This is a genomic window from Amycolatopsis mongoliensis, assembly GCF_030285665.1.
Lineage (GTDB): Bacteria > Actinomycetota > Actinomycetes > Mycobacteriales > Pseudonocardiaceae > Amycolatopsis > Amycolatopsis mongoliensis.
On sequence record NZ_CP127295.1, the window covers coordinates 8,036,753 to 8,061,624 of the forward strand.

24 protein-coding genes are annotated in these 24,872 nt (G+C 72.2%); 10 read left to right on the forward strand and 14 right to left on the reverse strand.

Annotated elements, in window-relative coordinates; all coding sequences use genetic code 11:
• Window positions 1-27 precede the first annotated feature (27 nt).
• Window positions 28-921: a TIGR03620 family F420-dependent LLM class oxidoreductase gene (locus tag QRX60_RS38530; protein ID WP_285996386.1), complete on the forward strand. Its 894-nt coding sequence runs from the start codon at window positions 28-30 to the stop codon at window positions 919-921.
• On the opposite strand, the gene QRX60_RS38535 is transcribed toward QRX60_RS38530, so the two are convergent.
• Complete coding sequence (locus QRX60_RS38535; protein ID WP_285996387.1) at window positions 898-1,743, reverse strand: DUF3626 domain-containing protein; 846 nt, start codon at window positions 1,741-1,743, stop codon at window positions 898-900. The two genes, QRX60_RS38530 and QRX60_RS38535, sit on opposite strands and share 24 nt — an antisense overlap.
• A gap of 97 nt (window positions 1,744-1,840) precedes the next feature.
• Here QRX60_RS38535 and QRX60_RS38540 point away from each other — a divergent pair, with 97 nt between their 5' ends.
• A complete protein-coding gene (locus QRX60_RS38540) occupies window positions 1,841-2,764 on the forward strand; it encodes a DMT family transporter (RefSeq protein ID WP_285996388.1) in 924 nt (307 codons plus the stop codon).
• A gap of 50 nt (window positions 2,765-2,814) precedes the next feature.
• On the opposite strand, the gene arc is transcribed toward QRX60_RS38540, so the two are convergent.
• Complete coding sequence (arc, locus tag QRX60_RS38545) at window positions 2,815-4,617, reverse strand: proteasome ATPase (RefSeq protein ID WP_091311455.1); 1,803 nt, start codon at window positions 4,615-4,617, stop codon at window positions 2,815-2,817.
• Window positions 4,618-4,981: 364 nt separating this feature from the next.
• Here arc and QRX60_RS38550 point away from each other — a divergent pair, with 364 nt between their 5' ends.
• Together QRX60_RS38550 and QRX60_RS38555 are read left to right on the forward strand one after the other, a co-directional pair.
• Window positions 4,982-5,851 (forward strand): hypothetical protein, encoded by an 870-nt coding sequence (locus QRX60_RS38550; protein ID WP_285996389.1) that lies wholly within the window; start codon window positions 4,982-4,984, stop codon window positions 5,849-5,851.
• Window positions 5,852-5,864: 13 nt separating this feature from the next.
• Complete coding sequence (locus QRX60_RS38555) at window positions 5,865-6,311, forward strand: hypothetical protein (protein WP_285996390.1); 447 nt, start codon at window positions 5,865-5,867, stop codon at window positions 6,309-6,311.
• A gap of 203 nt (window positions 6,312-6,514) precedes the next feature.
• On the opposite strand, the gene QRX60_RS38560 is transcribed toward QRX60_RS38555, so the two are convergent.
• On the reverse strand, window positions 6,515-7,345 hold the full coding sequence (locus QRX60_RS38560; protein ID WP_285996391.1) for a tRNA (adenine-N1)-methyltransferase: 831 nt from the start codon (window positions 7,343-7,345) through the stop codon (window positions 6,515-6,517).
• A 73-nt stretch (window positions 7,346-7,418) separates the two neighbouring features.
• On the reverse strand, window positions 7,419-8,570 hold the full coding sequence (locus QRX60_RS38565) for a site-2 protease family protein (RefSeq protein ID WP_285996392.1): 1,152 nt from the start codon (window positions 8,568-8,570) through the stop codon (window positions 7,419-7,421).
• Window positions 8,571-8,815: 245 nt separating this feature from the next.
• Here QRX60_RS38565 and QRX60_RS38570 point away from each other — a divergent pair, with 245 nt between their 5' ends.
• The 3 genes from QRX60_RS38570 to QRX60_RS38580 all read left to right on the forward strand — a co-directional run bounded on the left by QRX60_RS38570 (window position 8,816) and on the right by QRX60_RS38580 (window position 11,512).
• Window positions 8,816-9,718, forward strand: a complete 903-nt coding sequence (locus QRX60_RS38570) for a RecB family exonuclease (protein WP_285996393.1) — start codon at window positions 8,816-8,818, stop codon at window positions 9,716-9,718.
• Window positions 9,718-10,509: a thioesterase family protein gene (locus tag QRX60_RS38575; protein ID WP_285996394.1), complete on the forward strand. Its 792-nt coding sequence runs from the start codon at window positions 9,718-9,720 to the stop codon at window positions 10,507-10,509. The genes QRX60_RS38570 and QRX60_RS38575 overlap by 1 nt, the downstream gene beginning before the upstream one ends.
• Window positions 10,510-10,573: 64 nt before the next feature.
• Window positions 10,574-11,512, forward strand: a complete 939-nt coding sequence (locus QRX60_RS38580) for a ParA family protein (RefSeq protein ID WP_285996395.1) — start codon at window positions 10,574-10,576, stop codon at window positions 11,510-11,512.
• A gap of 49 nt (window positions 11,513-11,561) precedes the next feature.
• Here QRX60_RS38580 and hisG read toward each other — a convergent pair whose 3' ends face one another.
• From hisG to metH, 6 genes are all read right to left on the reverse strand, one after another.
• Window positions 11,562-12,407 (reverse strand): ATP phosphoribosyltransferase, encoded by an 846-nt coding sequence (gene hisG / locus QRX60_RS38585; RefSeq protein WP_285996396.1) that lies wholly within the window; start codon window positions 12,405-12,407, stop codon window positions 11,562-11,564.
• Window positions 12,408-12,439: 32 nt separating this feature from the next.
• Window positions 12,440-12,703 (reverse strand): phosphoribosyl-ATP diphosphatase, encoded by a 264-nt coding sequence (locus QRX60_RS38590; RefSeq protein ID WP_285996397.1) that lies wholly within the window; start codon window positions 12,701-12,703, stop codon window positions 12,440-12,442.
• Window positions 12,704-12,769: 66 nt separating this feature from the next.
• Window positions 12,770-13,276 (reverse strand): methylated-DNA--[protein]-cysteine S-methyltransferase, encoded by a 507-nt coding sequence (locus QRX60_RS38595; RefSeq protein WP_285996398.1) that lies wholly within the window; start codon window positions 13,274-13,276, stop codon window positions 12,770-12,772.
• A 9-nt stretch (window positions 13,277-13,285) separates the two neighbouring features.
• A complete protein-coding gene (locus tag QRX60_RS38600) occupies window positions 13,286-14,743 on the reverse strand; it encodes an AlkA N-terminal domain-containing protein (RefSeq protein WP_285996399.1) in 1,458 nt (485 codons plus the stop codon).
• A gap of 58 nt (window positions 14,744-14,801) precedes the next feature.
• Entirely contained in the window at window positions 14,802-15,464 is a 663-nt protein-coding gene (locus QRX60_RS38605; protein ID WP_285996400.1) for an HAD family hydrolase, read from the reverse strand.
• 12 nt (window positions 15,465-15,476) lie between these two features.
• A complete protein-coding gene (metH, locus tag QRX60_RS38610) occupies window positions 15,477-19,031 on the reverse strand; it encodes a methionine synthase (protein ID WP_285996401.1) in 3,555 nt (1,184 codons plus the stop codon).
• 38 nt (window positions 19,032-19,069) lie between these two features.
• Here metH and QRX60_RS38615 point away from each other — a divergent pair, with 38 nt between their 5' ends.
• Window positions 19,070-19,975: a PAC2 family protein gene (locus QRX60_RS38615; protein WP_285996402.1), complete on the forward strand. Its 906-nt coding sequence runs from the start codon at window positions 19,070-19,072 to the stop codon at window positions 19,973-19,975.
• A gap of 4 nt (window positions 19,976-19,979) precedes the next feature.
• On the opposite strand, the gene QRX60_RS38620 is transcribed toward QRX60_RS38615, so the two are convergent.
• Window positions 19,980-20,915 carry a phosphotriesterase family protein gene (locus QRX60_RS38620; RefSeq protein ID WP_285996403.1) on the reverse strand — a complete coding sequence of 312 codons (936 nt, stop codon included), beginning with the start codon at window positions 20,913-20,915 and terminating at the stop codon, window positions 19,980-19,982.
• Between the two features lie 38 nt (window positions 20,916-20,953).
• Here QRX60_RS38620 and QRX60_RS38625 point away from each other — a divergent pair, with 38 nt between their 5' ends.
• Entirely contained in the window at window positions 20,954-21,499 is a 546-nt protein-coding gene (locus QRX60_RS38625; RefSeq protein WP_285996404.1) for a CGNR zinc finger domain-containing protein, read from the forward strand.
• Here QRX60_RS38625 and QRX60_RS38630 read toward each other — a convergent pair.
• Genes QRX60_RS38630 through QRX60_RS38640 form a run of 3 tightly spaced genes read right to left on the reverse strand, consistent with a single transcriptional unit; the run spans window position 21,494 to window position 24,137 of the window.
• Entirely contained in the window at window positions 21,494-22,327 is an 834-nt protein-coding gene (locus QRX60_RS38630; RefSeq protein ID WP_285996405.1) for a metallophosphoesterase family protein, read from the reverse strand. The genes QRX60_RS38625 and QRX60_RS38630 overlap by 6 nt on opposite strands.
• Window positions 22,291-23,553, reverse strand: coding sequence for an MFS transporter (locus tag QRX60_RS38635; RefSeq protein ID WP_285996406.1), 1,263 nt, complete (start codon window positions 23,551-23,553; stop codon window positions 22,291-22,293). The genes QRX60_RS38630 and QRX60_RS38635 overlap by 37 nt, the downstream gene beginning before the upstream one ends.
• Window positions 23,550-24,137: an ArsR/SmtB family transcription factor gene (locus QRX60_RS38640; protein ID WP_285996407.1), complete on the reverse strand. Its 588-nt coding sequence runs from the start codon at window positions 24,135-24,137 to the stop codon at window positions 23,550-23,552. The genes QRX60_RS38635 and QRX60_RS38640 overlap by 4 nt, the downstream gene beginning before the upstream one ends.
• Window positions 24,138-24,283: 146 nt before the next feature.
• Here QRX60_RS38640 and QRX60_RS38645 point away from each other — a divergent pair, with 146 nt between their 5' ends.
• Window positions 24,284-24,760, forward strand: coding sequence for a MarR family winged helix-turn-helix transcriptional regulator (locus QRX60_RS38645; protein WP_285996408.1), 477 nt, complete (start codon window positions 24,284-24,286; stop codon window positions 24,758-24,760).
• The last annotated feature ends 112 nt before the right edge of the window (window positions 24,761-24,872 follow it).

The following is a 24,872-nucleotide window of genomic DNA, read 5'->3' on the forward strand; positions in this document are numbered from 1 at the left end:
TATCGTAATTCTGCGATACTTCGATTCATGGGTACGATCGAGAACATGCGGCTCGGCCGCTACGGGATCTGGACGTTCGACTTCGAGGACCAGCCGGCCGGCCTGATCCGGGACTCCGTGCAGGAGCTGGAAGAACTCGGCTGGCCGGCGGTCTGGATCCCGGAGAGCAACGGCCGGGAAGCCCTGACGCACGCCGGGTTCCTGCTGTCGGCCACCGAGCGCCTCACCGTCGTCAACGGGATCGCGCGGATCTGGTCGCGCGAGCCGCGCTGGACCCGCGGCGCGGCCCTGCTGCTGGCCGACGCGTACCCGGACCGCCACCTGCTCGGTCTCGGCCTCGGCGGCGGGAAGCCCGGAGAGAAGCCGCTCCGGGCGATGAACGACTACCTCGACGCCATGGACGCCGTCACGAGCGCCAACCCCGAGCCACGGACCCCGATCAGGCGCCTGCTCGCCGCGTACGGCCCGAAGATGCTGGAGCTGGCGCGGGACCGGTCGGCGGGCGCGCACACCTACCACGTGACGCCGGAGCACACCGCCCAGGCGCGCGAGCTCCTGGGCGCCGGGCCGTTCCTCGGCGTCGAGCACGCCGTGCTCTTCGAAACCGACGCGCGCAAGGCGCGGGAAGTCGCCCGGGGCCACCTGCACCGGTACCTCACCTCGAAGTACAACGTCGCGAAGTTCCGGCGGCTCGGCTACGCGCAAGCGGACATCGACGGCGGCCGCGGCAGCGACCGGCTCGTCGACGACCTCGTCTTCTGGGGTGACCTCGACACGATCACCGGCAAGCTGAACGCCCACCTCGACGCCGGCGCCGACCACGTCGGCATCCAGGTGATCGGGGTCGAACCGGGCACTTCGGCCATGCCGCACTGGCGCCGGCTGGCCGAAGCGCTGCTACCCGCCGGCGTCGCCGCGTAGGCCGAACCGCGCGGTGCAGTGCCAGACGCGCTTGAGCACCTGGGGGTCGTGCCGGCCGGCGCGGACGGCGTCGCCGATGACGCGAGCGTCGAGCCGGCCGTCCCGCGCGATTTCCTGGCCGGCCCGCACGACGTCCTCACCCCGGAAGTCGGCGTGCTCCGCCAGGACCTCGACCGGCAGCCGGAACCCGTGGTGCCAGAAGGTCGGGAACGGCAGCCCGGCGGCCGCCGCCTCGACGTCGGTACCCCGGAACGCCGGATCGAGCACCAGGGCCTCGACGTCGGTGGCGAGCCGGAGCGGGCCGTGGACGTGGGCCTCGATGTGGTCGTCCAGTTCGTCCTGTGTGTCCTCCTCGGCGAGCGGCAGCAGCGGCATGCGCTCGGCGGTGCCGAAGTCTTCCGGCTCGGCGGAGCTGTCCGGGTAGCAGAACGTCGTGCGCGTGAGCACCTGCCGCTTCAGCCGGAAGTGGGACGAGCCGAACCGGACGGAGCCGCCCGCCGGGCGGCGGCGGTAGTTGAGGGAGCCGTACTTGGGCCGGGCCGACGGCGGCAGGTCGTCGTAGGCGCCGCCGAACATGCGGTGCTCCCAGCGCCGGCGAGCGCCGCCGGCGTGCGCGGTCAGCCCGCCGTTGCTCGTGCCCGTCTCGAACTGCGAGCGGTAGACGCCGTCCGTGACGAGGTGCCGCAGCAACGGCACCTCCCCCACCAGGCGGTCCGGGTGGAAGTGCACGGTGACGTCCAGGTCGCCGGGCAGCCGCGGCCCCGCCACTCGGCTCCCGATGTGCTCGACCGCTCGTCGCCACGGTTCTGTCCCCCGGACCATGGACGGCATCGTAACCCGAGACGTATAGGTCGTTATACAAATAGCGAAGGCCGAAAACCGCTGGCCCCGGGGCCGGTCCGCGAGCTTGACTGCGCCCATGCGGTCGGGTGGATTCGGCGTCACGGTGCGGTTCGCGCTGCTGGCCGTCGTCTGGGGTGCGAGTTTCCTGTTCATCAAGGTGGGCCTGGGCGGGCTCTCCCCCGGCCAGGTCGCTCTCGCGCGGGTCGCTCTGGGCGTGCTCGCCCTGGCCGTCGCGCTGCTCCTGCGCCGGCGCCCGCTCCCCCGTGATCCCGTGCTGTGGGGCCACCTCACGGTCGTCTCGGTGCTGCTGTGCGTGGTGCCGTTCCTGCTGTTCTCGTGGGCGGAACAGTACATTTCGTCCGGTCTGGCCAGTATTTTCAATGCGACGACGCCGCTCATCACGATGCTGCTGGCCGCCGCGGCGCTGCCGGAGGAGCGGTTCACGCCACCGCGCGTGCTCGGCCTGTCGCTCGGTTTCCTCGGCGTGCTCACGATCGTCGGGGTGTGGCACGGCGTCGACGTCTCGCACCAGCTGACGGCGCAGATCGCCTGCCTCGGCGCCACGACGTGTTACGGCGCGTGTTTCGTCTACATGCGCCGGTTCGTCTCCCCGCGTGGAGTGGACCCCGTTGTCGTCGCGTTCGGTCAGACGGGGTCGGCGACGGTGATCCTCGGCTTAGTGGCACCGGCGGTCGCGGCCACCCCGGTCCACCTGGACCTCGCGGTGGTGGCGAGCATGGTGGCGCTCGGCGTTTTCGGCACGGGTATCGCGTATGTCTGGAACGTCCGCATCATCGCCGCCTGGGGCGCAGCCAACGCGGCGGCGGTGACTTACCTCACACCGGTGGTCGGGGTACTGCTCGGCGTGCTCGTGCTGGGCGAACCGGTGAGCTGGAACCAGCCGGCTGGCGCGCTCCTGGTAGTGCTGGGCATCCTCGCGGCCCACGGCCGCCTGCGAGCGCGGCGCACGACCGAAACCGAGGAACTCGTCCGCCGCTGAACACGACGATGGGGCGGTCGCCGAAGCGGCCGCCCCATCGGTTCGCGCTGTTACAGGTACTGACCGGTGTTCGTGGCGGTGTCGATCGCCCGCCCCGAGTCCTGGTTCTTGCCGGTGACGAGCGTGCGGATGTAGACGATCCGCTCGCCCTTCTTGCCGGAGATCCGGGCCCAGTCGTCCGGGTTGGTGGTGTTGGGCAGGTCCTCGTTCTCCGCGAACTCGTCGACGATCGCGTCGAGCAGGTGCTGCACGCGGAGACCCGGCTGCTTGGTCTCCAGCACCGACTTGATCGCCGACTTCTTCGCCCGGTCCACGATGTTCTGGATCATCGCGCCCGAGTTGAAGTCACGGAAGTAAAGGACCTCCTTGTCCCCGTTGGCGTAGGTCACCTCGAGGAACCGGTTCTCGTCGCTCTCCTCGTACATCCGCTCGACCGTGTGCTGGATCATCGCGTCGAACGTCGCCTTGGCGTCGCCGCCGAACTCGGCGAGGTCGTCGGCGTGGATCGGCAGGCCTTCGGCCAGGTACTTGGAGAAGATGTCCTTCGCGCCTTCGGCGTCCGGACGCTCGATCTTGATCTTGACGTCGAGCCGGCCCGGCCGCAGGATCGCCGGGTCGATCATGTCCTCACGGTTCGAAGCACCGATGACGATGACGTTTTCCAGGCCTTCGACACCGTCGATCTCGGAGAGCAGCTGCGGGACGATCGTGGTCTCCACATCGGACGAAACGCCCGATCCACGGGTCCGGAAGATCGAGTCCATCTCGTCGAAGAACACGATCACCGGGGTACCCTCGGAGGCCTTTTCCCGCGCCCGCTGGAAGATCAGGCGGATGTGCCGCTCGGTCTCCCCCACGAACTTGTTGAGCAGCTCGGGACCCTTGATGTTCAGGAAGTAGGACTTCCCGTCCTCGTTCTCGCCCCGTGCGGCGGCCACCTTCTTGGCCAGTGAGTTGGCCACGGCCTTGGCGATGAGCGTCTTGCCGCAGCCCGGCGGGCCGTAGAGCAGGACACCCTTGGGCGGCCGCAGCTGGTACTCCTGGTACAGGTCGGCGTGCAGGAACGGCAGTTCCACCGCGTCGCGGATCTGTTCGATCTGCCGGGTGAGGCCACCGATGTCCTCGTAACGGACGTCGGGCACCTCCTCCAGCACCAGGTCCTCGACCTCCGCCTTCGGCACGCGCTCGTACGCGTAGCCGGCCTTGGAGTCGACCAGCAGCGAGTCGCCCGGCTTGAGCGGCTGCTCGGCCAGCAGATCGGAGAGCAGGACCACCCGCTCCTCGTCCGCGTGCCCGACCACCAGCGCGCGAAGGCTGCCGCCCTCGACGTCGGCGGCGAGCACCTCACGCAACGCACACACCTCGCCGGTGCGTTCGAACCCGCCGGCCTCGACCACGGTGAGCGCCTCGTTGAGCCGCAGCGCCTGGCCGCGACGCAACGACGAGAGCTCGACCGCGGGTGAGACCGACACCCGCATCTTCCGGCCGGCCGTGAAGACGTCCACCGTGTTGTCCTCGTACGCCTCGACGAAGACGCCGTACCCGGACGGTGGCTGGGCCAGCCGGTCGACCTCCTCACGCAGCGCGAGGAGCTGTCCTCGTGCTTCACGCAGGGTTTCGACCAGTTTGGTGTTGCGCTCGGTGAGCTGGCTCACCCTTTCCGAGGCCTCGGCGAGCCGCTGTTCGAGAACTCGGTTCTGCCGTGGCGAGTCGGTCAGTTTGCGGCGCAGCAGCGCCACTTCCTCCTCGAGAAAACGGATCTGCCGAGCCTGCTCGTCCGCCGTCGTCCCAGCTCCGGATGTTGCTGAAGGGTCGGCCTCCTCGCGCCGACCTCCGGGAAGGTCATGATGCATCGGGCACCTCCTCGGAGTGCTTTTCATTCCACGGTACCGGCGATCACCGACAAGAAAAGGCCTTTCCGCATCACAAGATCGGCGCGTCGCGGTTTCCTCGCCTGGTCCAGCACGGACATTCCCGCAGCGCAAGCGGCCATTTCGGTGCCGTGGCCCCGGCGCGTCGCGGGTTCGTCCGGGCCAGGACGAACCAAGCACGTCGGGAGTACCCGGTCCCGCGGAGCGCCAACCCTGCCGAAGCCGGGCAATTCCGGCCAGTTCCGCCCTAACCGCGCGGCGGCCTCGCGCGATGGCTAGCATCGGGCCGACGTCGGCCGCCCGAAGGCCGGGTCCGGAGTCGAAGGAACGCGAGGGGGCACCACCCATGACCTACCCGCCGCAGCAACCGGGCGGCTACGGCCAGCAGCCCGGCGGCTACGGGCAGCAGCCCGGGCCGTACGGCCAGCAGCCTGGTGGCTATCCCCAGACCGGACCGCAGCCCCAGCCGGGCTACGGCGGCACCCAGCAGTTCGGCCAGCCCGATCCGTACGGTCAGCCGCAGCAGGGCGGTTACCCGCCGCAGACGGGACCTCAGCCCCAGCAGGGCTACCCGCAGTACGGGCAGCAGGACCAGTGGGGCCGCCAACCGGGTGGTTACGACCAGCAGCAGGGCTTCGGCGGTCACGACCCGTACGGAGGCGGCGGTTTCGGTGACGCGCCCCCGCCCAAGAAGAAGAAAACCGGGCTCATCGTCGGCATCGCCGCCGCCGCGGTCGTCCTGGTCGGCGGGGGCGTGACGTGGGCGGTCCTCGCCAACGGCGACGACAACAACGCCGCGGCCCCGCCCGCCAGCAGCAGCTCCGCGGCGCCGACGTCCGCACCGAAGACGTCCGCTTCGAAACCCCGGGCCACCTCGCCCACCCGGCCGTCGACGACCGGCAGCAAGCCCGCCGGTGGCCCCGCCCCGGCCGGCAAGGGGAGCTCGCAGGAGCTGTTCGACACGACGATCTCCGCCTACAACGCGGGCGACGAGAAAGCGCTGGCCGACACCATCTGCCGGAGCGTCTTCGAGGGCACCACGGGCGACATCCCGAAGGTCACGGTGAAGCTGACCGGCGCGCCGCAGGACACCGGGGACAAGTCCACCGTGCGCTACTCGGCCACGGACGGCAGCAAGACCAAGGTCGGCACGATGTCGGCCCAGAAGGAATCCGGCCTGTGGTGCCTGTCCAACGTGCACGCGGACGGCTCGTGAGCCCGCGCCGGCGGTGAACCGCGCGCTCGCCGCCGGGCTCGTGCTGCTCGGCGTGGCCGGCGCCGGCGTGGTGCTGGGACTGCTGCTCGTCGCGCCGTCCGGCTCCGCGCCCGAGCCGTCGAGCCCGCCGCCGGCGCCCCGGACCCCGACTTCCGCCGCGCCGAGCGCGGTCGACACCGCGGCGGTGAACGTGCTGGCCAGGGCGATCGTCGACGCGATCACGGCGCACGACTCCGCCGCCTTCGGCAAGCTGACGTGCCGCCCGCAGAGCGCGGAAGCCCTGGCCGGGCTGCAGCGCACGTGGGACGCGGCGGGCCCGGTGAAGGCGACCCTGAAGGAGCCGCCGGAGGTCCGCGGCGAGTCCGCGACGGCGAAGGTGCACGTCGAAGCGGCGGGCGGGACGAAGGACACGCCCTTCCCGCTGCACAAGGAGAGCGGCCGCTGGTGCGTGCCGGGCTAGTGTCGCGCGTTGCGGCCCGGGCAGTCCCGGCCGCGATGCAGTGAATGACCCATTCACCTCGTCCGGCGACATGAATGACTCATTCATGTCGCCGGACCAGCCGCCGCGACCCTCGGCAGATCCAGGTCCGAGTCGCCCGACGCCGCCTTGGCGCGCAGGGCCAGGCCACTGTCGACGAACCTCAGACGCGCGACACTAGCCGCTCAGCCCTTGCCCTTGCTGGGCCGCCGCGAGACGCGCGGGGACACGGTGCCGTCCGCGAGCCGCCGGGCGGTGAGCAGGAACGCCGTGTGCGCGACCATCCGGTGGTCCGGGCGCACCGCGAGCCCCACCACGTGCCACGGCCGCATCAGCGTTTCCCACGATTCGGGCTCGGTCCAGCACTGCTGCTCGCGCAGGGACTCCGTGACGCGCGAAAGCTGCGTCACGGTCGCGACGTAGACCGTCAGCACACCGCCCGGCACCAGGTGGGCGGCCACGTTCGGCAGCTGGTCCCAGGGGGCCAGCATGTCCAGCACGACCCGGTCGACCTCGCCCTCGTGCGACGCCAGGTCGGCCACCGTGAGCGACCAGTTCGCCGGCTTCTCGCCGAAGAACTTCACGACGTTGTGCTCGGCGTGCACGGCGTGGTCTTCGCGGATCTCGTAGGAGTGCACGCTCCCGGCCGGGCCCACCGCGCGCAGCAGCGAGCACGTCAGCGCGCCGGAGCCGGCGCCGGCCTCGAGCACGCGGGCGCCCGGGAAGATGTCGCCCCACATCACGATCTGGGCCGCGTCCTTCGGGTAGATCACCTGTGCGCCGCGGGGCATCGAAAGGACGTAGTCCGGCAGCAGCGGGCGCAGCGCCAGGTAGGTCGAGCCGCCCGCGGACGTCACCACCGAGCCCTCGGGACGACCGATGAGGTCGTCGTGCGCGAGGCCGCCGCGGTGGGTGTGGTACTCACCGCCGTCGGCCAGCGTCAAGGTGTAGTGGCGCCCCTTCGAGTCGGTCAACTGCACCCGATCACCCGCGCGAAACGGTCCGCTGACCGACAACACTTCCTCCTGCTACCCCGAATGGCCGACGACAGATCTTCGCAGGCCGCCCGGGCCGTGGCCGCAGCGGGTCTCAGCGGATCCGGCGGTTCAGCGCGGCGCGCAGGTCGTCCCGGCGCAGCACGCCCGCCGGGCGGCCCTCGTCGTCGACCACCAGGAACTGCCACGCCGGGGTTTCGCGGACCCGTTCGACGACGTCCTCCCCCGGCTCCGAGGCCAGCAGCACCGTCTCGGCCCGGATCGGCTCGGCCGCGAGCTCGGCCGGCGCGTGCGGCGACGTGCCCGCGAGCCGCTCCGCCGCGCCCGTGTCGAGCAGCCCGGCCGCGACACCGTCGGCGCGGACGAGCACCACGCCCCGGCCCGCCGACGCGGCCAGCGCGTCCGACACCGGGCTCTCCGCGGGCAGCTGCAGCACCGGCCGCACGAGCTCGCCCAGCTCCAGTCCTTCCGGCCAGCTGCGGCGCGCTTCCGCGGCCAGCTCCGACCGGGCGCCGAGGATCACGAACCACGCCGTGACGACGCAGACGCCGAGGCGCAGCCACCGGTCCGGGCTCCCGGTCGCCAGCCCCCACAGCGCCCACACGAGCAGCCCCGCGGCCACGACGGCGCCGCCGGCGACCGCGGCACGCGTGCCCTTCGCGCGGATCCCCGTCGCCGCCCATACACCCGCGCGGACCAGCCGCCCGCCGTCCAGGGGCAGGCCGGGCAGCAGGTTGAACACGCCGACGGCGAGGTTCGCCACCGCGCACTCGGCCACCAGCATCCAGACCGCGCCGCCGGACGGGACGGCGAACATCAGCAGGCCGCAGAACCCGCCCAGCAGCAACGAGACCGCCGGGCCGGCCGCGGCGACCAGGCCTTCGTGGACGGGCCGCTTCGGCGTGCGGGCCACTTCGGACAACCCGCCCAGCAGGAACAGGCGCAGCCGCCGCACCGGGATCCCCAGCCGCAGCGCGGCCAGGCAGTGCCCGAGCTCGTGGGCGAGCACCGACAGGCCCAGCAGCAGCGCGAACGCGCCGGCCAGCAGCCACGACGTCAGCGTCGAGGCGTCCGGGAGCAGCCGCCCGACCAGCGGCGCGTACAGCACGACGACGACCAGCGAGCCGACCCACCAGGACGGCGCCAGCAGCACGGGCACCCCGGCGACCCGGAACAGCACGAGGCCGCCGTCCGAGAGGACGGCCTGCCGGGTGCCCCCGGTGCCCTGCTCACTGGTCGCGGCCATGCCGGAGAGCCTAGAGCCCCCGGTGTGGGGAGCGGGTGATCCGGTCCGGGTGGTGTCATCCGGCCAGGTACGCGTACCCGGCCGGACGGCACGCGTACCTGGCCGGACGACACGGCGGCCGGGGGTCGTGTCGGCCATCGCGGTGCGCGTGTCGTCCGCGGCGGTACCGGGGTTGTCCGGACCTGTCCGGGGTGGCGGGCGTTGCGGTCGCCGGAACTGTCGGACCCCGGCGTTACGCTCTGCCCATGCCCGACGCCGACACCGTCACCACCGACCCGCTCGCCGCCTCCGCCGTCGCCACCGAGGTGCGCCGGCGGCCCGCGTTGTCGCCGTCGAGGGCCAGCGACTTCAAGCAGTGCCCGCTGCTCTACCGGTTCCGCGCGGTCGACCGGCTGCCGGAGGTCCCGACCAAGGCCCAGCTGCGCGGCACGCTCGTCCACTCGGTGCTGGAGCGCCTCTTCGCGCTGCCGGCCGCCGAGCGCGTGCCCCCGCGGGCGCGGGAGCTGCTCGGCCCGGCGTGGACGGAGCTGTCCGAAGACCGTCCGGAGTGGACCGAGCTGTTCGACGGCGAGAAGCCGGACGACCACGCGGACTGGTTGCGGTCGGCGGAAAAGCTGCTGGACGCCTACTTCGAGCTGGAGGACCCGCGGCGGCTCGAGCCGGAGGCGTGCGAGCTGCACGTCGAGATCGAGCTCGGCTCCGGCGTCCTGCTGCGCGGCTACATCGACCGGCTCGACGTCGCGCCGAGCGGCGAGATCCGGGTCGTCGACTACAAGACCGGCGCCGCGCCCCGCGAAATCGGCGAGGCGAAGGCGATGTTCCAGATGAAGTTCTACGCCGTGGTGCTGTGGCGGCTGCGCGGGATCGTGCCGCGTCAGCTGAAACTCATGTACCTCACCGACGGCCAGTCGCTCGCCTACACCCCGGACGAAGCCGAGCTGCTCCGCTTCGAACGCACGCTGGAAGCCATCTGGCAGGCCATCCTCAAGGCGGGCAGGACCGGCGACTTCCGGGCGAACAAGAGCAAGCTGTGCAACTGGTGCGACCACCAGGCGCACTGCCCCGAGTACGGCGGCACGCCGCCGGCGTACCCCGGCTGGCCGGAGCCCGACGCGGGCGACGAGACGCCGCTGGACCGGGCCGACTGATGGCCGACGCGTTTTACGTCCCGCTCGGCGAAGGCCGGTTCTCCGCGACCGCCCACACCGCCGGGCCGTGGTCCGCCGACTCCCAGCACTTCGGGCCGCCGTCGGCGTTGCTGGTCCGGGCCCTCGAAAACGTCGAACCGGCGCACCCGGCGGAGCTGGCGCGCGTGACCGTGGAGATCCTCGGCCCGGCCCCGGTGGCCGAGCTCGCCGTGCGGGCCCGGATCGACCGGCCCGGCCGGTCGGTCGAACTGCTGCAGGCCGAGCTGGCGAGCGCGGAGAGGGTGGTGGCGCGGGCTTCGGCGTGGCGCATCGCGACGTCGGACACGGCCGAGGTCGCCACGGACGCCGGGCCGCTGATGCCCGCGCCGGACAGCGTCACGGAGTCGCCGTGGCCGGAGGGCTGGCAGGGCGGCTACCTCGACGCGGTGGAGTGGCGTGCGGTGCGCGGCGGCATGGACGTGCCCGGCGCGGCGGCCGTCTGGGCCCGCCAGCGCGTACCGCTGGTCGACGGCGAGGAGCCGAGCGGGCTGCAGCGCCTGTTCACGATCGCCGACTCCGGCAACGGCGTGTCGAACTACCTCGACCCGCGCAAGTGGTGGTTCATCAACTCCGAGCTGACCGTGCACCTGCGGCGGCCGCCGTCGGGCGAGTGGATCGGCCTGGACGCGGTCACGCTGGTCGGCGCGCACGGTGTCGGCACGGCGACCAGCATCCTGCACGACGGCGGCGGCCCGGTCGCCACCGGCGCGCAGGCGCTGATGGTGCGACCGCGACAGGCCGGGGGCGGATAGCCACCCACAACGGGCCCGCATCCAATAGCCTTCGCGGAACGACCGACATGAGGAGCGCTCCGGCATGCAGATCACCTCGGTGGTCAACCAGAAGGGCGGGGTCGGCAAGACCTCGCTGAGCGTCGGCACCGCGGCCGCACTGGCCGAACGGGGCCGGCGGGTGCTGCTGGTCGACCTCGACCCGCAGGGCCACGCGACGACCGAGATGCTCGGCCTGTCCGAGGTCCGCGGGGACGCGCCCACCCTGGCGAAAGCCCTGGCCAAGACGTGGAAGGGCCCGATCGAGGACCTCGTCGTCCCGCACCCGCGCAGCAACCTCGGCCGCGGCGGCGCGCTCGACGTCGTGCCGACCTCACCGGGGATGTTCGACCTGATCCGGCGGCTCGACTCGTTCCGCGTGCCCGGCTGGCAACTGGCGCGGGTCATCCAGTTCGCCAACTACGACCACTGCGTCATCGACTGCCCGCCCGCGCTGGACGTGCTGACGAACAACGCCCTCGCGGCGTCGCACGGCATCCTCGTCCCGGTCCAGCCGGACAAGACGAGCATCCGTGCGCTGCGGCTGCTCGCCGACCAGGTGCGGTACGTCGAGCAGACGGTCGGGCGGCAGCCGCTGTCGTGGTTCGGCCTGGTGCCGAGCCTCTACCGGCGGCCGATTTCGCACTACGCGGCCGCGGCGCTGCAGGAGATGTACGAGTTCGGCATCCCGATGCTCTCGCACCTGCCGCTGGGCGTGGTGATGAACGAGGCGGCGGCGCACGGCGTCCCGGTGACGACCTACGCCCCGGAGACGCTGCAGGCGCTGTCGTTCCGCGAGATCGCGGCGACCCTGGACGGCTACCTGGAGCAGAACCAGGCCCCCGCGGTGGTCCCGGCCGACGAGGAGTTCGTCTTCGAGGACTTCATCTCCGAGGTGGCGGTGGCGCGTAACGTCAACGACAACGGCGTCCGCAAGGGGCTCTACGACCTCCTGCCGAAGAAGCCCAACCGCCCCCGGTCGTGAGTGTTCAGGGCGGTTCTAACCGCCCTGAACACTCACGACGGCAGCTGGGTCAGAGGCGGCAGGACCGGATGTCCGAGGCCAGGATCGCCTTCGCGCCGACCTCGGCGAGCTCGTCCATGACCCGGTTGACGTCCTTGCGCGACACCATCGCGCGCACCGCCACCCAGTCGTCGTCGGCCAGCGGGGCCACCGTCGGCGACTCCAGGCCCGGCGTGATGGCGATCGCCCGCTCGACCAGCGTGCGCGGGCAGTCGTAGTCCAGCATCAGGTACTGCTGCGCGAACACCACTCCGCGCAGCCGCGCCGCGAGCTGGCTCTTCGCCTTGTTCTGCTCGGTGCCCTTGCGCTGCAGCAACACCGCTTCCGACACGCAGATCGGGTCGCCGAACGCGACCAGGTTGTGCTGCCGCAGCGACCGGCCGGACTCGACGACGTCGGCGATCGCGTCCGCGACCCCGAGCTGGATCGAGATCTCGACGGCGCCGTCGAGGCGGATCACCTCGGCCTCGACGCCGTGGCGGGCGAGGTCGTCGCGCACCAGCCGCGGGTACGACGTGGCGAGCCGCTTGCCCTGCAGGTCGGCCGGCTTCCAGTCCTGGCCCGCCGGGGCGGCGTAGCGGAACGTCGAGCCGCCGAAGCCGAGCGCCTGGATCTCCTCGACCGGCGCGCCGGAGTCGAGGGCGAGGTCGCGGCCGGTGATGCCGAGGTCGAGGTCGCCCGAGCCGACGTAGATCGCGATGTCCTTGGGGCGCAGGAAGAAGAACTCGACCTCGTTGACCGGGTCGAGCACCGTCAGGTCGCGCTGCTCATGCCGCTTGCGGTAGCCCGCCTCGCCGAGCATCTCCGTCGCCGCGGCGGCGAGGGCTCCCTTGTTCGGCACGGCAACACGCAGCATTTCGCTTTTCTCCTCGTTCTTCGAGCGACCCGTCACAGGTAGCGGTAGACGTCCTCGGTCGACAGGCCACGGCCGAGCATCAGAACCTGCAGGCGGTACAGCAGCTGGGAGATCTCCTCGGCGAGGCGCTCGTCGGACTCGTGCTCGGCGGCGATCCACACCTCGCCGGCTTCCTCCAGCACCTTCTTGCCCTGGGCGTGCACCCCGGCGTCGAGGGCGGCGACGGTGCCGGACCCGTCGGGACGGGTACGCGCGCGCTCGGCAAGCTCCGCGAACAGCTCATCGAAGGTCTTCACAGTCTGCAGATCCTTCCATCCCGGCCGGGTCACCGTCGCCCCGGGCCGGTCCGGGTGCCACCGATCTCACACTGATGTGGACATCGGTTCCCGAGGAATGGGACAGCCTTCGAAGTCGAGCAGGTACTGCTTCCGCTCCAAGCCACCGCCGTACCCGGTCAGCGAGCCGGTCGAGCCGACGAGCCGGTGGCACGGCACGACGATCGAAATCGGGTTCTTGCCGTTGGCCAGGCCGACCGCCCGCGCGGCCGACGGATTGCCGAGCAGCTGCGCCAGCTCGCCGTAGGACGCGGTTTCGCCGTACGGGATCTCGAGCAGCGCCGCCCAGACCGAGCGCTGGAACGGCGTGCCGCGGAAGGCCAGCGGAAGGTCGAATTCGCGCCGCTGCCCGGCGAAGTACTCCTTCAGCTGAGCCTCGGCGCGCACGAAGACCTCGCCGGCGCCACGCGCGCCGAACGTCGGCTCGGCGGGGCGGTGGCGCTGCTCGTGCATGTACAGCCCGCAGAGCGCGTCGTCCTCGGCGACCAGCGTCAGGGGTCCGCAGGGGCTGTCCACGACCGTGTGGGAACGCATGGGCATCTCCTAGGCGGCGGGCATCCGGTTGATCGGGTGGTCACCGGTGGCCCACAGGTGCTGGGTGGCGTAGGCGCGCCATGGGCGCCACGCCGCGGACCGGGAGACGACGGCGGCCTGCCCGCCGAGGCCGAGCTGTTCGGCGGCGTACTTGATGCCGAGGTCGGTCGGGAGGAACGCGTCCGGGTCGCCGAGGGCGCGCATGGCGATGCTCTCGACCGTCCACGGCCCGAACCCGGGCAGCGCGGTCAGCGCCGCCCTCGTCGCCTCCCAGTCGCTGCCCGCACCGAGGTCGAGCCCGCCGGTGAGCGCTTCGACCAGGGCGAGCAGCGTGCGACGGCGGCTGCGCGGCATCGCGAGGGTCTCCGGGTCCAGCGAGGCCAGCGCCTCCGGCGAGGGGAACAGGTGCGTCAGCCCGCCTTCGGGGTCGTCGATCGGCTCGCCGTGGGCGACGACCAGCCGGGCCGCGTGGGTCCGCGCCGCCGCCGTCGAGACCTGCTGCCCCAGCACGGCCCGCACGGCGAACTCGGCGCCGTCGACCGTGCGCGGGACCCGGCGGCCCGGCGCGGCCTCGACCAGCGGCGCGAGCAGCGGATCGGTGGACAGCTGGCCGTCGACGGCGACCGGGTCGGCGTCGAGGTCGAGCAGCCGGCGGCAGCGGCTGGTGGCGGCCGGCAGGTCCCGCAGGTCGGTCAGGCTGAGCCGGCACGCGATGTGGCCGTCCTCGGGCCGCAGCGCGAGGATGCCGTGGCCGTGCGGCAGCCGCAGCGTCCGGCGGTAGGCGCCGTCGCGCCACTCCTCGACGCCCGGCACGCCGGTCGCCACGAGGTGCCCGAAGAGGTTGTCCGGGCAGAGCGGCTTCCGGTAGGGCAGCCGCAGCAGGATCGCCCCGGCCGACGGCTTGCCCTTCGCCCGGCTGCGCAGCTCCGTCGGCGAAAGCGCGAAGACTTCGCGGACGGTGTCGTTGAACGACCGGATGCTGCCGAAGCCGGCCGCGAGCGCCAGCTCGGTCATCGGCAGGGTGGTCGTCTCGATGAGCGTCCGCGCGGTCTGCGCGCGCTGGGCCCTGGCCAGGGCGAGCGGGCCCGCGCCGAGCTCGGCGAACACCTGGCGTTCGACCTGCCGGACGCTGTAGCCGAGCCGGGCGGCGAGACCGCGGACGCCTTCGGTGTCGACGACGCCGTCGGCGATCAGCCGCATCGCCCGCGCGACCAGGTCGGCGCGCTCGTTCCACAGCGGAGATCCCGGGCTGGCGTCGGGGCGGCAGCGCTTGCAGGCGCGGAACCCGGCCTGCTGCGCGGCCGCGGCGCTCGGGTGGAAGCTCATGTTCTGCCGCTTGGGCGGCACCACCGGGCAGCTGGGCCGGCAGTAGATCCGGGTGGTCAGGACCGCGCAGTAGAACCACCCGTCGAACCGGGCGTCCTTCGCCTGCACGGCCCGCACGCACCGTTCGAAGTCCTCGTGCACGCCCCCAGCATCGCCGACCCCGCGGGCCGGGGCTAGCGGAAATGCGACAGGGCCGTGATCAGCCGAGCAGGGCCGCCAGCGCCGGCCCGTCGATCCCGACCAGCGAATCGCGGAACACGCGCCGCTCCCCCGTCCCGACCGGGACGTCGTTCGGGATCACCAGCACCGTGCAGCCGGCCGCGACCGCCGACGCCGTGCCCGGCGGCGAGTCCTCGACCGCCACGCACTTCTCCGGCGCGACGCCGAGCAGCTCCGCCGCCTTGAGGTACGGGCGCGGGTGCGGCTTGTTGAGTCCCTCGACCTCGTCACCGCACACCGTGACGTCGAAGAAGTCCCGCCCGATCGTGTTCAGCGCCAGCTCGGTCAGGTCGCGCTCGGTGGAGGTGACCAGCGCCGAGCGCAGGCCCACCTCGCGCACCGCGGTCAGCGCCTCGCGGGCGCCGGGGCGCCACGGCAGCTCGTCGTCGAACAGCCCCGCCGTGCGCCGGCGGATCTCCTCGCCGGTCGACGCGACCGCCTCGGGGGTCACGGAGCGGCCGACGACCTCGAGCAGGTAGGCCGACGTGTCGTCCATGTTGGACCCGACGAGGGTCATCCGCTGTTCCTCGGAAAGCCTGCCACCGAGCCATTCCGCCGTCTCGTAGAGGGCGATGTCCCACAGCTTCTCGGAATCGACGAGTGTGCCGTCCATGTCCCACAGCACGGCGACGAGACCGTCCACAGTGGATCCCCCTCAGGTGTTGAAGTACTTCGCTTCCGGGTGGTGGCAGACGATCGCGTCGGTCGACTGCTCGGGGTGCAGCTGGTACTCCTCGGACAGCTTCACGCCGATCCGGCCCGGCTCGAGGAGCGCGACGATCTTCGCCCGGTCCTCGAGATCGGGACAGGCGCCGTAGCCCAGTGAGAACCTCGCTCCACGGTAGCCGAGCTTGAAGAAGTCCTCGACGTCGTCCGGGTCCTCTGAGGCGACCGCCACACCGCCGGGGAACGTCAGCTCTCCCCGGATGCGGCAGTGCCAGTACTCGGCCAGCGCCTCGGTGAGCTGGACGCCGAGGCCGTGCACCTCGAGGTAGTCGCGGTAGGCGTCGGCGGCGAACAGCTCGTTAGCGTAGTCGGCGATGGGCTGGCCCATCGTGACGACCGTGAACGGCACGACGTCGACCTCGCCCGCTTCCCGCGGCCGGTAGAAGTCGGCCAGGCAGAGCCGCCGGTCGCGACGCTGCCGCGGGAAGGTGAAGCGCAGCCGCTCGGGCGCGTCCGGCTCGGGCTCGGTGAGCACGACCAGGTCGTCGCCCTCGGCGACGCACGGGAAGTAGCCGTAGACGACGGCCGCGTGGGCCAGGACGCCGTCGGCGGTCAGCCGGTCCAGCCAGTACCGCAACCGTGGCCGGCCTTCGGACTCGACGAGCTCGTCGTACGTCGGGCCGGCGCCCCCGCGGGCGCCCTTGAGGCCCCACTGCCCCATGAAGGTCGCGCGCTCGTCGAGCATCGCGGCGTAGTCGGCGAGCGCGACGCCCTTGACCACGCGCGAACCCCAGAACGGCGGCGTCGGCAGCGGGACGTCGGTGGCGACGTCCGAGCGCGCGGGCGGCGGCCCTTCGAGGGCTTCCTCCTCGGCCTTGCGGGCCTTGCGCGCCTCGGCGATCCGCAGCGAGCGCTCACGCCGTTCCTTGCGCTCCTGGCGCTTCTTCTCCGCGTCGGTGTCCACCAGGGGCGATTCGCCCCGTTTCGCGGCCATGATCGCGTCCATCAGCCGCAGTCCCTCGAACGCGTCCCGCGCGTAGCGGACGTCGCCGAGGTAGAGCTCGCTCAGGTCGTTCTCCACGTAGGACCGGGTCAGCGCCGCGCCGCCCAGCAGCACCGGCCACCGTGCGGAGACGCCCCGGGAGTTCATCTCCTGGAGGTTCTCCTTCATGATCACGGTGGACTTCACCAGCAGCCCGGACATCCCGATCGCGTCGGCGCCCTGCTCGTCGGCGGCGTCGAGGATGGTCGTGATCGGCTGCTTGATGCCGAGGTTGACGACTTCGTAGCCGTTGTTGGACAGGATGATGTCGACGAGGTTCTTGCCGATGTCGTGCACGTCGCCGCGGACGGTGGCCAGCACGATCCGGCCCTTGCCCGCGTCGTCCTCCTTCTCCATGTGCGGTTCGAGGTGCGCGACGGCGGCCTTCATCACCTCGGCGGACTGGAGCACGAACGGCAGCTGCATCTGCCCGGACCCGAACAGCTCGCCGACCGTCTTCATGCCGGACAGCAGCGTGTCGTTGATGATCTCCAGGGCGGGCCGGTGGGCCAGCGCCGCGTCGAGGTCGTCGGTGAGCCCGTTGCGCTCGCCGTCGACGATCCGGCGTTCCAGGCGTTCGAACAGCGGCAGCGCGGCCAGCTCCTCGGCCCGCGAGGCCTTCGACGACGCCGCGCTGACCCCTTCGAACAGGGCCATCAGCTCCTGCAGCGGGTCGTAGCCCTCGCGCCGGCGGTCGTACACGAGGTCGAGCGCCACCGCGCGCTGGTCGTCCGGGATCCGGGCCATCGGCAGGATCTTCGACGCGTGCACGATCGCGGTGTCCAGTCCCGCTTGAACGCACTCGTGCAGGAACACCGAGTTCAGCACCTGCCGCGCGGCCGGGTTGAGCCCGAAGGAGATGTTCGACAGCCCCAGCGTGGTCTGGACCTCGGGGTGGCGCCGCTTGATCTCGCGGATCGCTTCGATCGTCTCGATGCCGTCGCGGCGCGACTCCTCCTGGCCGGCGGCGATGGTGAAGGTGAGCGCGTCGACGATGACGTCGGACGTCCGCAGCCCCCACTTCCCGGTGATGTCCTTGATGAGCCGCGACGCGATGTCGGCCTTCTTCCGCGCCGTCCGCGCCTGGCCCTCTTCGTCGATGGTCAGCGCGACGACGGCGGCGCCGTACTCGCTCACCAGCTCCATGACCTGGGTGAATCGCGAATCCGGCCCGTCGCCGTCCTCGTAGTTGACGGAGTTGACCGCGCAGCGGCCGCCGAGCCGCTGCAGCCCGGCCCGCAGCACCGGGACTTCGGTGGAGTCGAGCATGATCGGCAGGGTCGAGGCCGTGGCGAGCCGGCCGGCGAGCTCGGCCATGTCGGCGGTGCCGTCGCGGCCGACGTAGTCGACGCAGAGGTCGAGCAGGTGTGCGCCGTCGCGGGTCTGCTCGCGGGCGATCTCGACGCAGTCGTCCCAGCGGCCGTCGAGCATCGCGGTGCGGAAAGCCTTCGAGCCGTTGGCGTTGGTCCGCTCGCCGATCATCAGCACGCTGGCGTCCTGTTTGAACGGCACCGCCTGGTACAGCGACGACACGCCGGGCTCGGGCCGCGGCCGCCGCGGCACCGGAGCGGTGTCCGCCATGGCGGCGGCGAGCTGCCGGATGTGCTCGTCGGTGGTGCCGCAGCAGCCGCCGACCAGGCCGACGCCGAACTCGCGCACGAACCCGGTGAGCGCCTCGACCAGCGCTTCCGGGCCGAGCGGGTACACGGCGCCGTCCGGGCCCAGCTCCGGCAGGCCGGCGTTCGGCATCACCGACAGCGGCACCCGGGCGTGCTTGGCCAGCTGCCGCAGGTGCTCGCTCATCTCGGCCGGCCCGGTCGCGCAGTTGAGCCCGATCAGGTCGACGCCGAGGGGCTCCAGCGCGGCCAGTGCGGCGCCGACCTCGGTGCCGAGCAGCATCGTCCCGGTGGTCTCGACGGTGATGGACGCCAGGATCGGCACCGACCTGCCTTCGGCCGCCATCGCCCGTTTCGCGCCGATGATCGACGCCTTGGTCTGGAGGATGTCCTGGGTGGTCTCGACGATCACCGCATCCACGCCGCCGGCCAGCAGGCCCCGGACTTCCTCCTGGTAGGCGTCACGCAGCGTGCCGAACGGCACGTGACCGAGCGTCGGCAGCTTCGTGCCCGGGCCGGCCGAGCCGAGCACGAAGCGCGGGCGGTCCGGCGTGGCGAACTCGTCGGCGGTCTCCCGGGCCAGCCGCGCGCCGGCTTCGGCGAGCTCGAAGATCCGGCCGGTGATGTCGTATTCGGCGAAATTGGCGAAATTGGCCCCGAAAGTGTTGGTTTCGACGGCGTCGGCGCCCGCCTCCAGGTAGCCCCGGTGGACCGAGCGGACCACGTCCGGCCGGGTGACGTTGAGGATCTCGTTGCAGCCTTCGAGACCGTCGAAGTCGTCCAGGCTCAGGTCGTGGGCCTGCAGTGCGGTGCCCATCGCCCCGTCGGCCACCAGCACGCGCGAGCGGAGGGCGTCGAGGAACGGTGACGACAGGCGATCGGACATGCTGAACAGCGTAAGGCCGGTGGTCGTAGGCTGGTCCGGTGAGTGAGCCCGTCGACGAGACCCCGCGGCCGCCCGGCGACCGCACCGAACCCTCCCGGCCGCTGATGGTGGTCGCCTTCGAAGGCTGGAACGACGCAGGTGACGCGGCCAGCCGGGCGGTCGAGCACCTGCAGCTGAACTGGGACGCCACGCCCCTGGCCGAACTGGAGCCCGACGACTACTACGACTTCCAGGTCAGCCGCCCGACCGTCCGGATGGTGGACGGCGTCACTCGACGGGTGGACTGGCCGACGACGACGCTGTCGGTGTGCCGCCCCGACGGGTTCGACCGCGACGTGGTGCTCGTGCAGGGCCCCGAGCCGAACATGCGCTGGCGCGCCTTCTGCGCCGAGCTGCTGGAGCACATCAAGCAGCTGGACGTCGCGACCGTGGTGACGCTCGGCGCGCTGCTCGCCGACACCGCGCACACGCGGCCGGTCCCGGTCACCGGGACGGCGTACGACAAGGACACGGCGTCGCTCTACGGGCTCGAGATGAACAACTACCAGGGCCCGACCGGCATCGTCGGGATCCTGCAGGACTACTGCGTGCAGGCGGGCATCCCGGCCGTGTCGATCTGGGCCGCGGTGCCGCACTACGTGTCGCACCCGCCGTCCCCGAAGGCGACGCTGGCGCTGCTGCACAAGCTCGAGGACATCCTCGACGTCGAGATCCCGCTCGGCGCGCTGCCCGAGCAGTCCGAGGAGTGGCAGCGCACGGTCAGCGAGATGGCCGACGAGGACGAGGAGATCAGCGAGTACGTCCGCAGCCTCGAAGAGCGCGGGGACGCACAGAGCGAGGTCGCGGAGCAGGACGTCAGCGGCGACAAGATCGCCGCCGAGTTCGAGCGCTACCTGCGCCGCCGCGGCCGAGGCGGCGGGCAGGAAGGCTTCGGCCTGCGCTGAGCCGCTACTTCAGCCAGCTGGTGGCGAACGCCCGCGCGGGGTTCGCCACCAGCACGGCCGTGACGACGTCGCCGCCCAGCTGCTTCGTCAGCCTCGGCGCCAGGTTCGTGAGCAGGTAGGACGCGCCCGGCTGGTGCCGGGCCGCCGCGGTCGTCGTGTCGCCGCCCAGCAGGATCCGGCCGCCGTGCCCCGCCTCGACCAGTGCCTCGAGGCCGTCGAAGAGCCGCCAGTCGGTGGCGTGGTTGGCACGTGACGGGCCGTCGAAGCCGAGGAACACGCCGGTCTCGGCGATCGCCCGCTGAGCCTGGGGATCCGGGTTGCGGTTGAGGTGCCCGAGAATCACCCGGTCAGGCGGGACTTGGAGCTTCTCGCACAGCAGCTCGGCCACTTCGAGTCCGGTGGTGCCGAGTTCGAGGTGCACGGCGATCGTCGCGCCGGTCTCCTGGTGCGCGACCGCGGCGGCGGTCAGCGTCAGCCGGGCGTGGGAGTCGACCGTGTGGAACGCGCCGGCGACCTTGATCAGCCCGGCCCGCGGCCCAGTGCGCGGTTCGCCGGGGTCGTCCCCGGGCTGGGTGCCCTCGATCAGGTCGGCGACGAAGACGCGGACCAGGTCGTCGACCACCCGGCTCAGCGCGGCCGGCGCGTAGTGCTCGGCCCGGTGCAGGCCGGTGGCCGCGACGACGTGCACCCCGAGCTCTTCGGAGATCCGGGCCAGCTCCCGCGTGCGGCGGCCCAGCCCGAACGGCGTCCACTGCACGAGCGCCGAACCACCGGCCATCTTGAAATGGGCGGGGGCCTCCTTCGCCGCCGTCAGGTCGTCGAGCTCCTGGCCCGGCAGCAGCTTCGAGGCGAAGAACAGGTGGTCGTGCGCGTCGGTCACGCCCAGTTCGGCCGGGTCGATGTCGCCCAGCACCGTCCTTACCTGCGGTTCCCCGGTCACGGCCGCGAGTGTAACGCCTCACCCGTTACGATGGCCACGTGCCGGACGACTTCCGCCTCGACATGGGCGCCCCCTGGCTGAACCTGCTCGCCACGCGCGGCCGCCACTTCGGGGCGCGGCCGGTCGAGCGGTTGCCGACGGTGGAGCGGTTGCGCGAGTGGCTGGCCCTGTCGGAACTGACCCCGCTCACCCGGATCACCGGCGTCGACCTGGCCGGCGCTCACGACCTCCGCGAGACACTGCGGCCACTGGCCGTGGGCGCGGTCGACGGCGTCGCGGCGACCGCGGACCAGGTGCGGGGGCTGACGACGTTCCTCGCGGCGGAGCCGGTGCACCTGGCCGCGCTCGACCGGCTGCACCGCAGCGCCCCGCCGACGGCAGCGGCCGCGTTCGGCCGGCTCGCCCACCAGGCGGCCGACTGGCTCACCGGGCCGCTGCGGCACGACCTGCGCGCCTGCCCCGAGCAGGACTGCCGGGCCGTCTTCGCGGACCCGGGCGGGCGGCGGCGCTGGTGCCCGTCCCCCGCCTGCGCCAGCCGCGGCCGGGTGCGCGCGCTCAGGGAGCGGCGGCGCGGGGAATCATGACGGCCAGAGGATCCGGCGCATCGGCACCGCGCCCCGCGCCCGCTTGCGCCACTCGCGCGGGTAGCCCAGGGAGACCTCTTCGAACCGCACGCCGTCGGCCTCGGTCGTGCGCGGGATGTGCAGGTGGCCGTAGACGGCGATCTCCGCGCGGTAGCGGACGTGCCAGTCCTCGGTCTTCGTGGTGCCGCACCACAGCGCGAACTCCGGCCAGTACAGCGGCGCCGTCGGGTGGCGGTGCAGCGGCCAGTGCGACATCAGGATCGTGCCGTGGTCCTCGGGGACCGCGTCGAGGCGTTCGGTGCTGATCTTGAGCCGGTCCTCGCACCACGCCTGCCGGCTCGGGTACGGGTCCGGGTACAGGAAGTACTCGTCCGTGCAGACCACCCCGGCGGCCCGGGCCTGGCTCAGGGCCTCCTCCAGGGACCGGCCCTCCGCCTCCGGGGTCCGCCAGCTGTAGTCGTAGAGCAGGAAGAGCGGCGCGATCGTGAGCGGCCGCCGCCCGTGCGGCCAGACCGGGAACTCGTCTTCGGGCGTGAGCACGTCGATCTCGCGGCACTGCTCGACCAGGTACTCGTAGCGCGCCTGGCCCCGCAGCTGGCACTCGTCGGTCTTGGTCGTCCACAGCTCGTGGTTGCCCGGCACCCAGACGACCTTCGCGAACCGTTCGCGCAGGGTCTTCAGGGTCGCGATGGTCGCTTCGGCCCGCTCGGCGACGTCCCCGGCGACGAGCAGCCAGTCACCGGGCGTCTCCGGGACGACGTCGTCGAGGATCGGGCCGTTGCCCTCGTGGGTCACGTGGAGGTCGCTGGTGGCGAAGAGGTGCGGCACCCCTCCACCGTAGCCATCGAAGACGGGGAAGTTCCGCGAAACCCGCGCTTGCGGACCAGCATGAGCACCCCGGCCAGGACGTAGACGCCGGCCTGGATGTTCAGCAGCACCGCCGGCCCCGTCGTCGCGACCAGCGTCCCCGCCAGCAGCGCCCCGGCGGTGGTGAACGTCGCGATCGCGGCGAACGCCGTGCTCAACACCCGGCCCGCCCGTTCCGGTGCCACCGCGCTCTGGATCTCCGACAGCACCCCCGCGCCCGCGGCCACCCCCGGCGCCCCGACCAGGATGAACAACCCCACGTACAGCCCGAGCGACGTCGTCACCAGCCACAGGTTCCAGATCACCGCGGACACCAGGCCCAGCGCGATCGACCCCCAGCCGAGCAGCGCCGCCGGGGCCACCCGGCGTGCCACCGTGGCCAGCGCGAAGCCGGCCGCCAGCCCGCCGATCGCCTGCACGCCCCGGAGCAGGCCCGCATCGGCCTCGCTGCCGCCCAGCACGTCCAGGACGTACACCACGAACAGCACCAGGAACATGCCCTGCGCCAGGGAGGTGAACACGACCGCGAGCCCGGTGCGCCACAGTCGCCGGTTGTGCGCGAGCTCGCGGAGACCGTCCAGCCAGGCCCGCACCACCGGTTCGGGCGCGGCGGCCGGCACGGGCGCGCTCACCCGGCGGAACGGCTTGGCCAGCAGCGCCGCCGCCACCGCCAGCACCGCCAGGTAGCCGGTGATGACGTCCGCGAGCCCGCCGAAGCCGAGCAGCGCGCCGCCCGCCCAGCCGCCCGCCAGCCGCGCGACGCTGCCGTTCACGCTCATCAGGCCGTTCGCCCCGGTGACCTCCTCGAGGCCGACCAGCTCCGGCACCAAGGCGTTCCGCGCCGGCTCGAACACCGACGCCAGCGCCGCCTGGGCGGCCATCACCGCGTACACGACGACGACGCCGGGCTCGGCCAGCAGCGGCAGCGCGACGACGGCCAGCCCGCAGCAGACGCCGAACAGCACCGCCCGCCGGTTCCACCGGTCGGCCACCACCCCGGCGACCGGGCTCAGCAGTACCGCGGGCAGCAGGCCGAGCACGATGCTCAGCGCCGTCGTCGCGGCGGAGCCGGTGCGCTGGAAGACGTACAGCGGCAGCGCCACCTGCAACATCCACTCGGCCGTCTCGCCGAAGAACGCGGCCACCCACAACCGCGCGAACGCCGGAACCCCCAGCAACTGCTTCATTCCTCCGCCTTCCCCGAGTGTTCGATGCGCGGGAACGCCCGCAGGCCGACGTGCACCGGGTGGGCACCGTCGGGCGCGTCCGTCCGGATCGCGCCGACGTACGGCCGCACGAGCGCGTCGATCGCGTGCGTGAGCCGGGTCAGCTCCTCCGGCGTGACGCGCAGCGCGTACGAGATCAGGCCGGACGCCGCGCGCCAGGCGGGGTCGAGGCCGTCGAGCGAGTCCAGGTACCGCTGGGTCAGCTCCTGCTCGTGGCTCAGCGTCGCGCCCACCATGCCGAGCTGGGCCGCCCGGTGCGCCGGGTCGTCGGCCAGCTCCCCCATCTCCAGCCCGACCTGGCGGGCGCGCCACGGCCGCTCACGGCCGTCCTCCGCGTCCGCCCGCTCGACCAGGCCGTACTGCGCGAGCTGCCGCAGGTGCCAGCTGCAGTTGGACGCGGTCGAGCCGACCGCGTCGGCACACTCGCTCGCGGTGCGCGGACCGACGGCGGTCAGGTGGTTCAGGAGCGCCGAGCGCAGCGGGTGGGACAGCGCGCGCAGCAGCTCGACGTCCTCGATCCGCTTGCGCGGCGGCAGCTCGGCCATCGGTCGTCCTATCTGAAAGAGGTGTTTCGAAAGTCCTCTTTCATAGTTGGGGCCGCCCGCGGGTTTGTCAAGCGCGTCCGCTATCGTTCACGAGGCAGTGACTGCACGAAGCAGTGACTGCGTCGTCACCCGACCTTGGATGGACGTTGCCCGACCAGCGCGAACTCGCCACCGCCGCCGCCCTCGCCCTCCCCCGGTTCGTGGGCTCCACCGCCCTCTTCCACGCCGCGGTCGCCGAGCGGATGGCCGTCACCCCCACCGAGCTGCACTGCCTGCACCTGCTCCACGGCGGCGTCAGCGACTCCCCGACCGAGCTCGCCCGGCTGCTCGGGATGTCCACGGGCGCGTTCACGCGGCTGCTCGACCGGATGGAGCGCCACCGCCTCGCCGAGCGTGCCCCGGACCCGGCCGACCGCCGCCGGCTCGTCGTCCGGCCGCTGCCCGACCGGATGGCCGAGCTCGCCGAGCTGTACGCGCCGATGGCCCGGTTCGTCGGCGAGCGACTCGCGCGCCTGGACCGCCGTCAGCTGACGGCGCTCGTCGGATTCCTCACCGACGGCACCGTCGCCGCCGAACAGGCGTCGGGAAACCTGCCGGATGTGACCCACGCCATAACCGGTTGACTAACTCTACGGATGTTGCGTTAGCCTGGTTCCACTATGAGGAACTGAACCGCGCCCATCCCGCTTCCGAGGCGGCACCCCGGTCGAGCCTGACGCTCCCGCGTGCCACGAC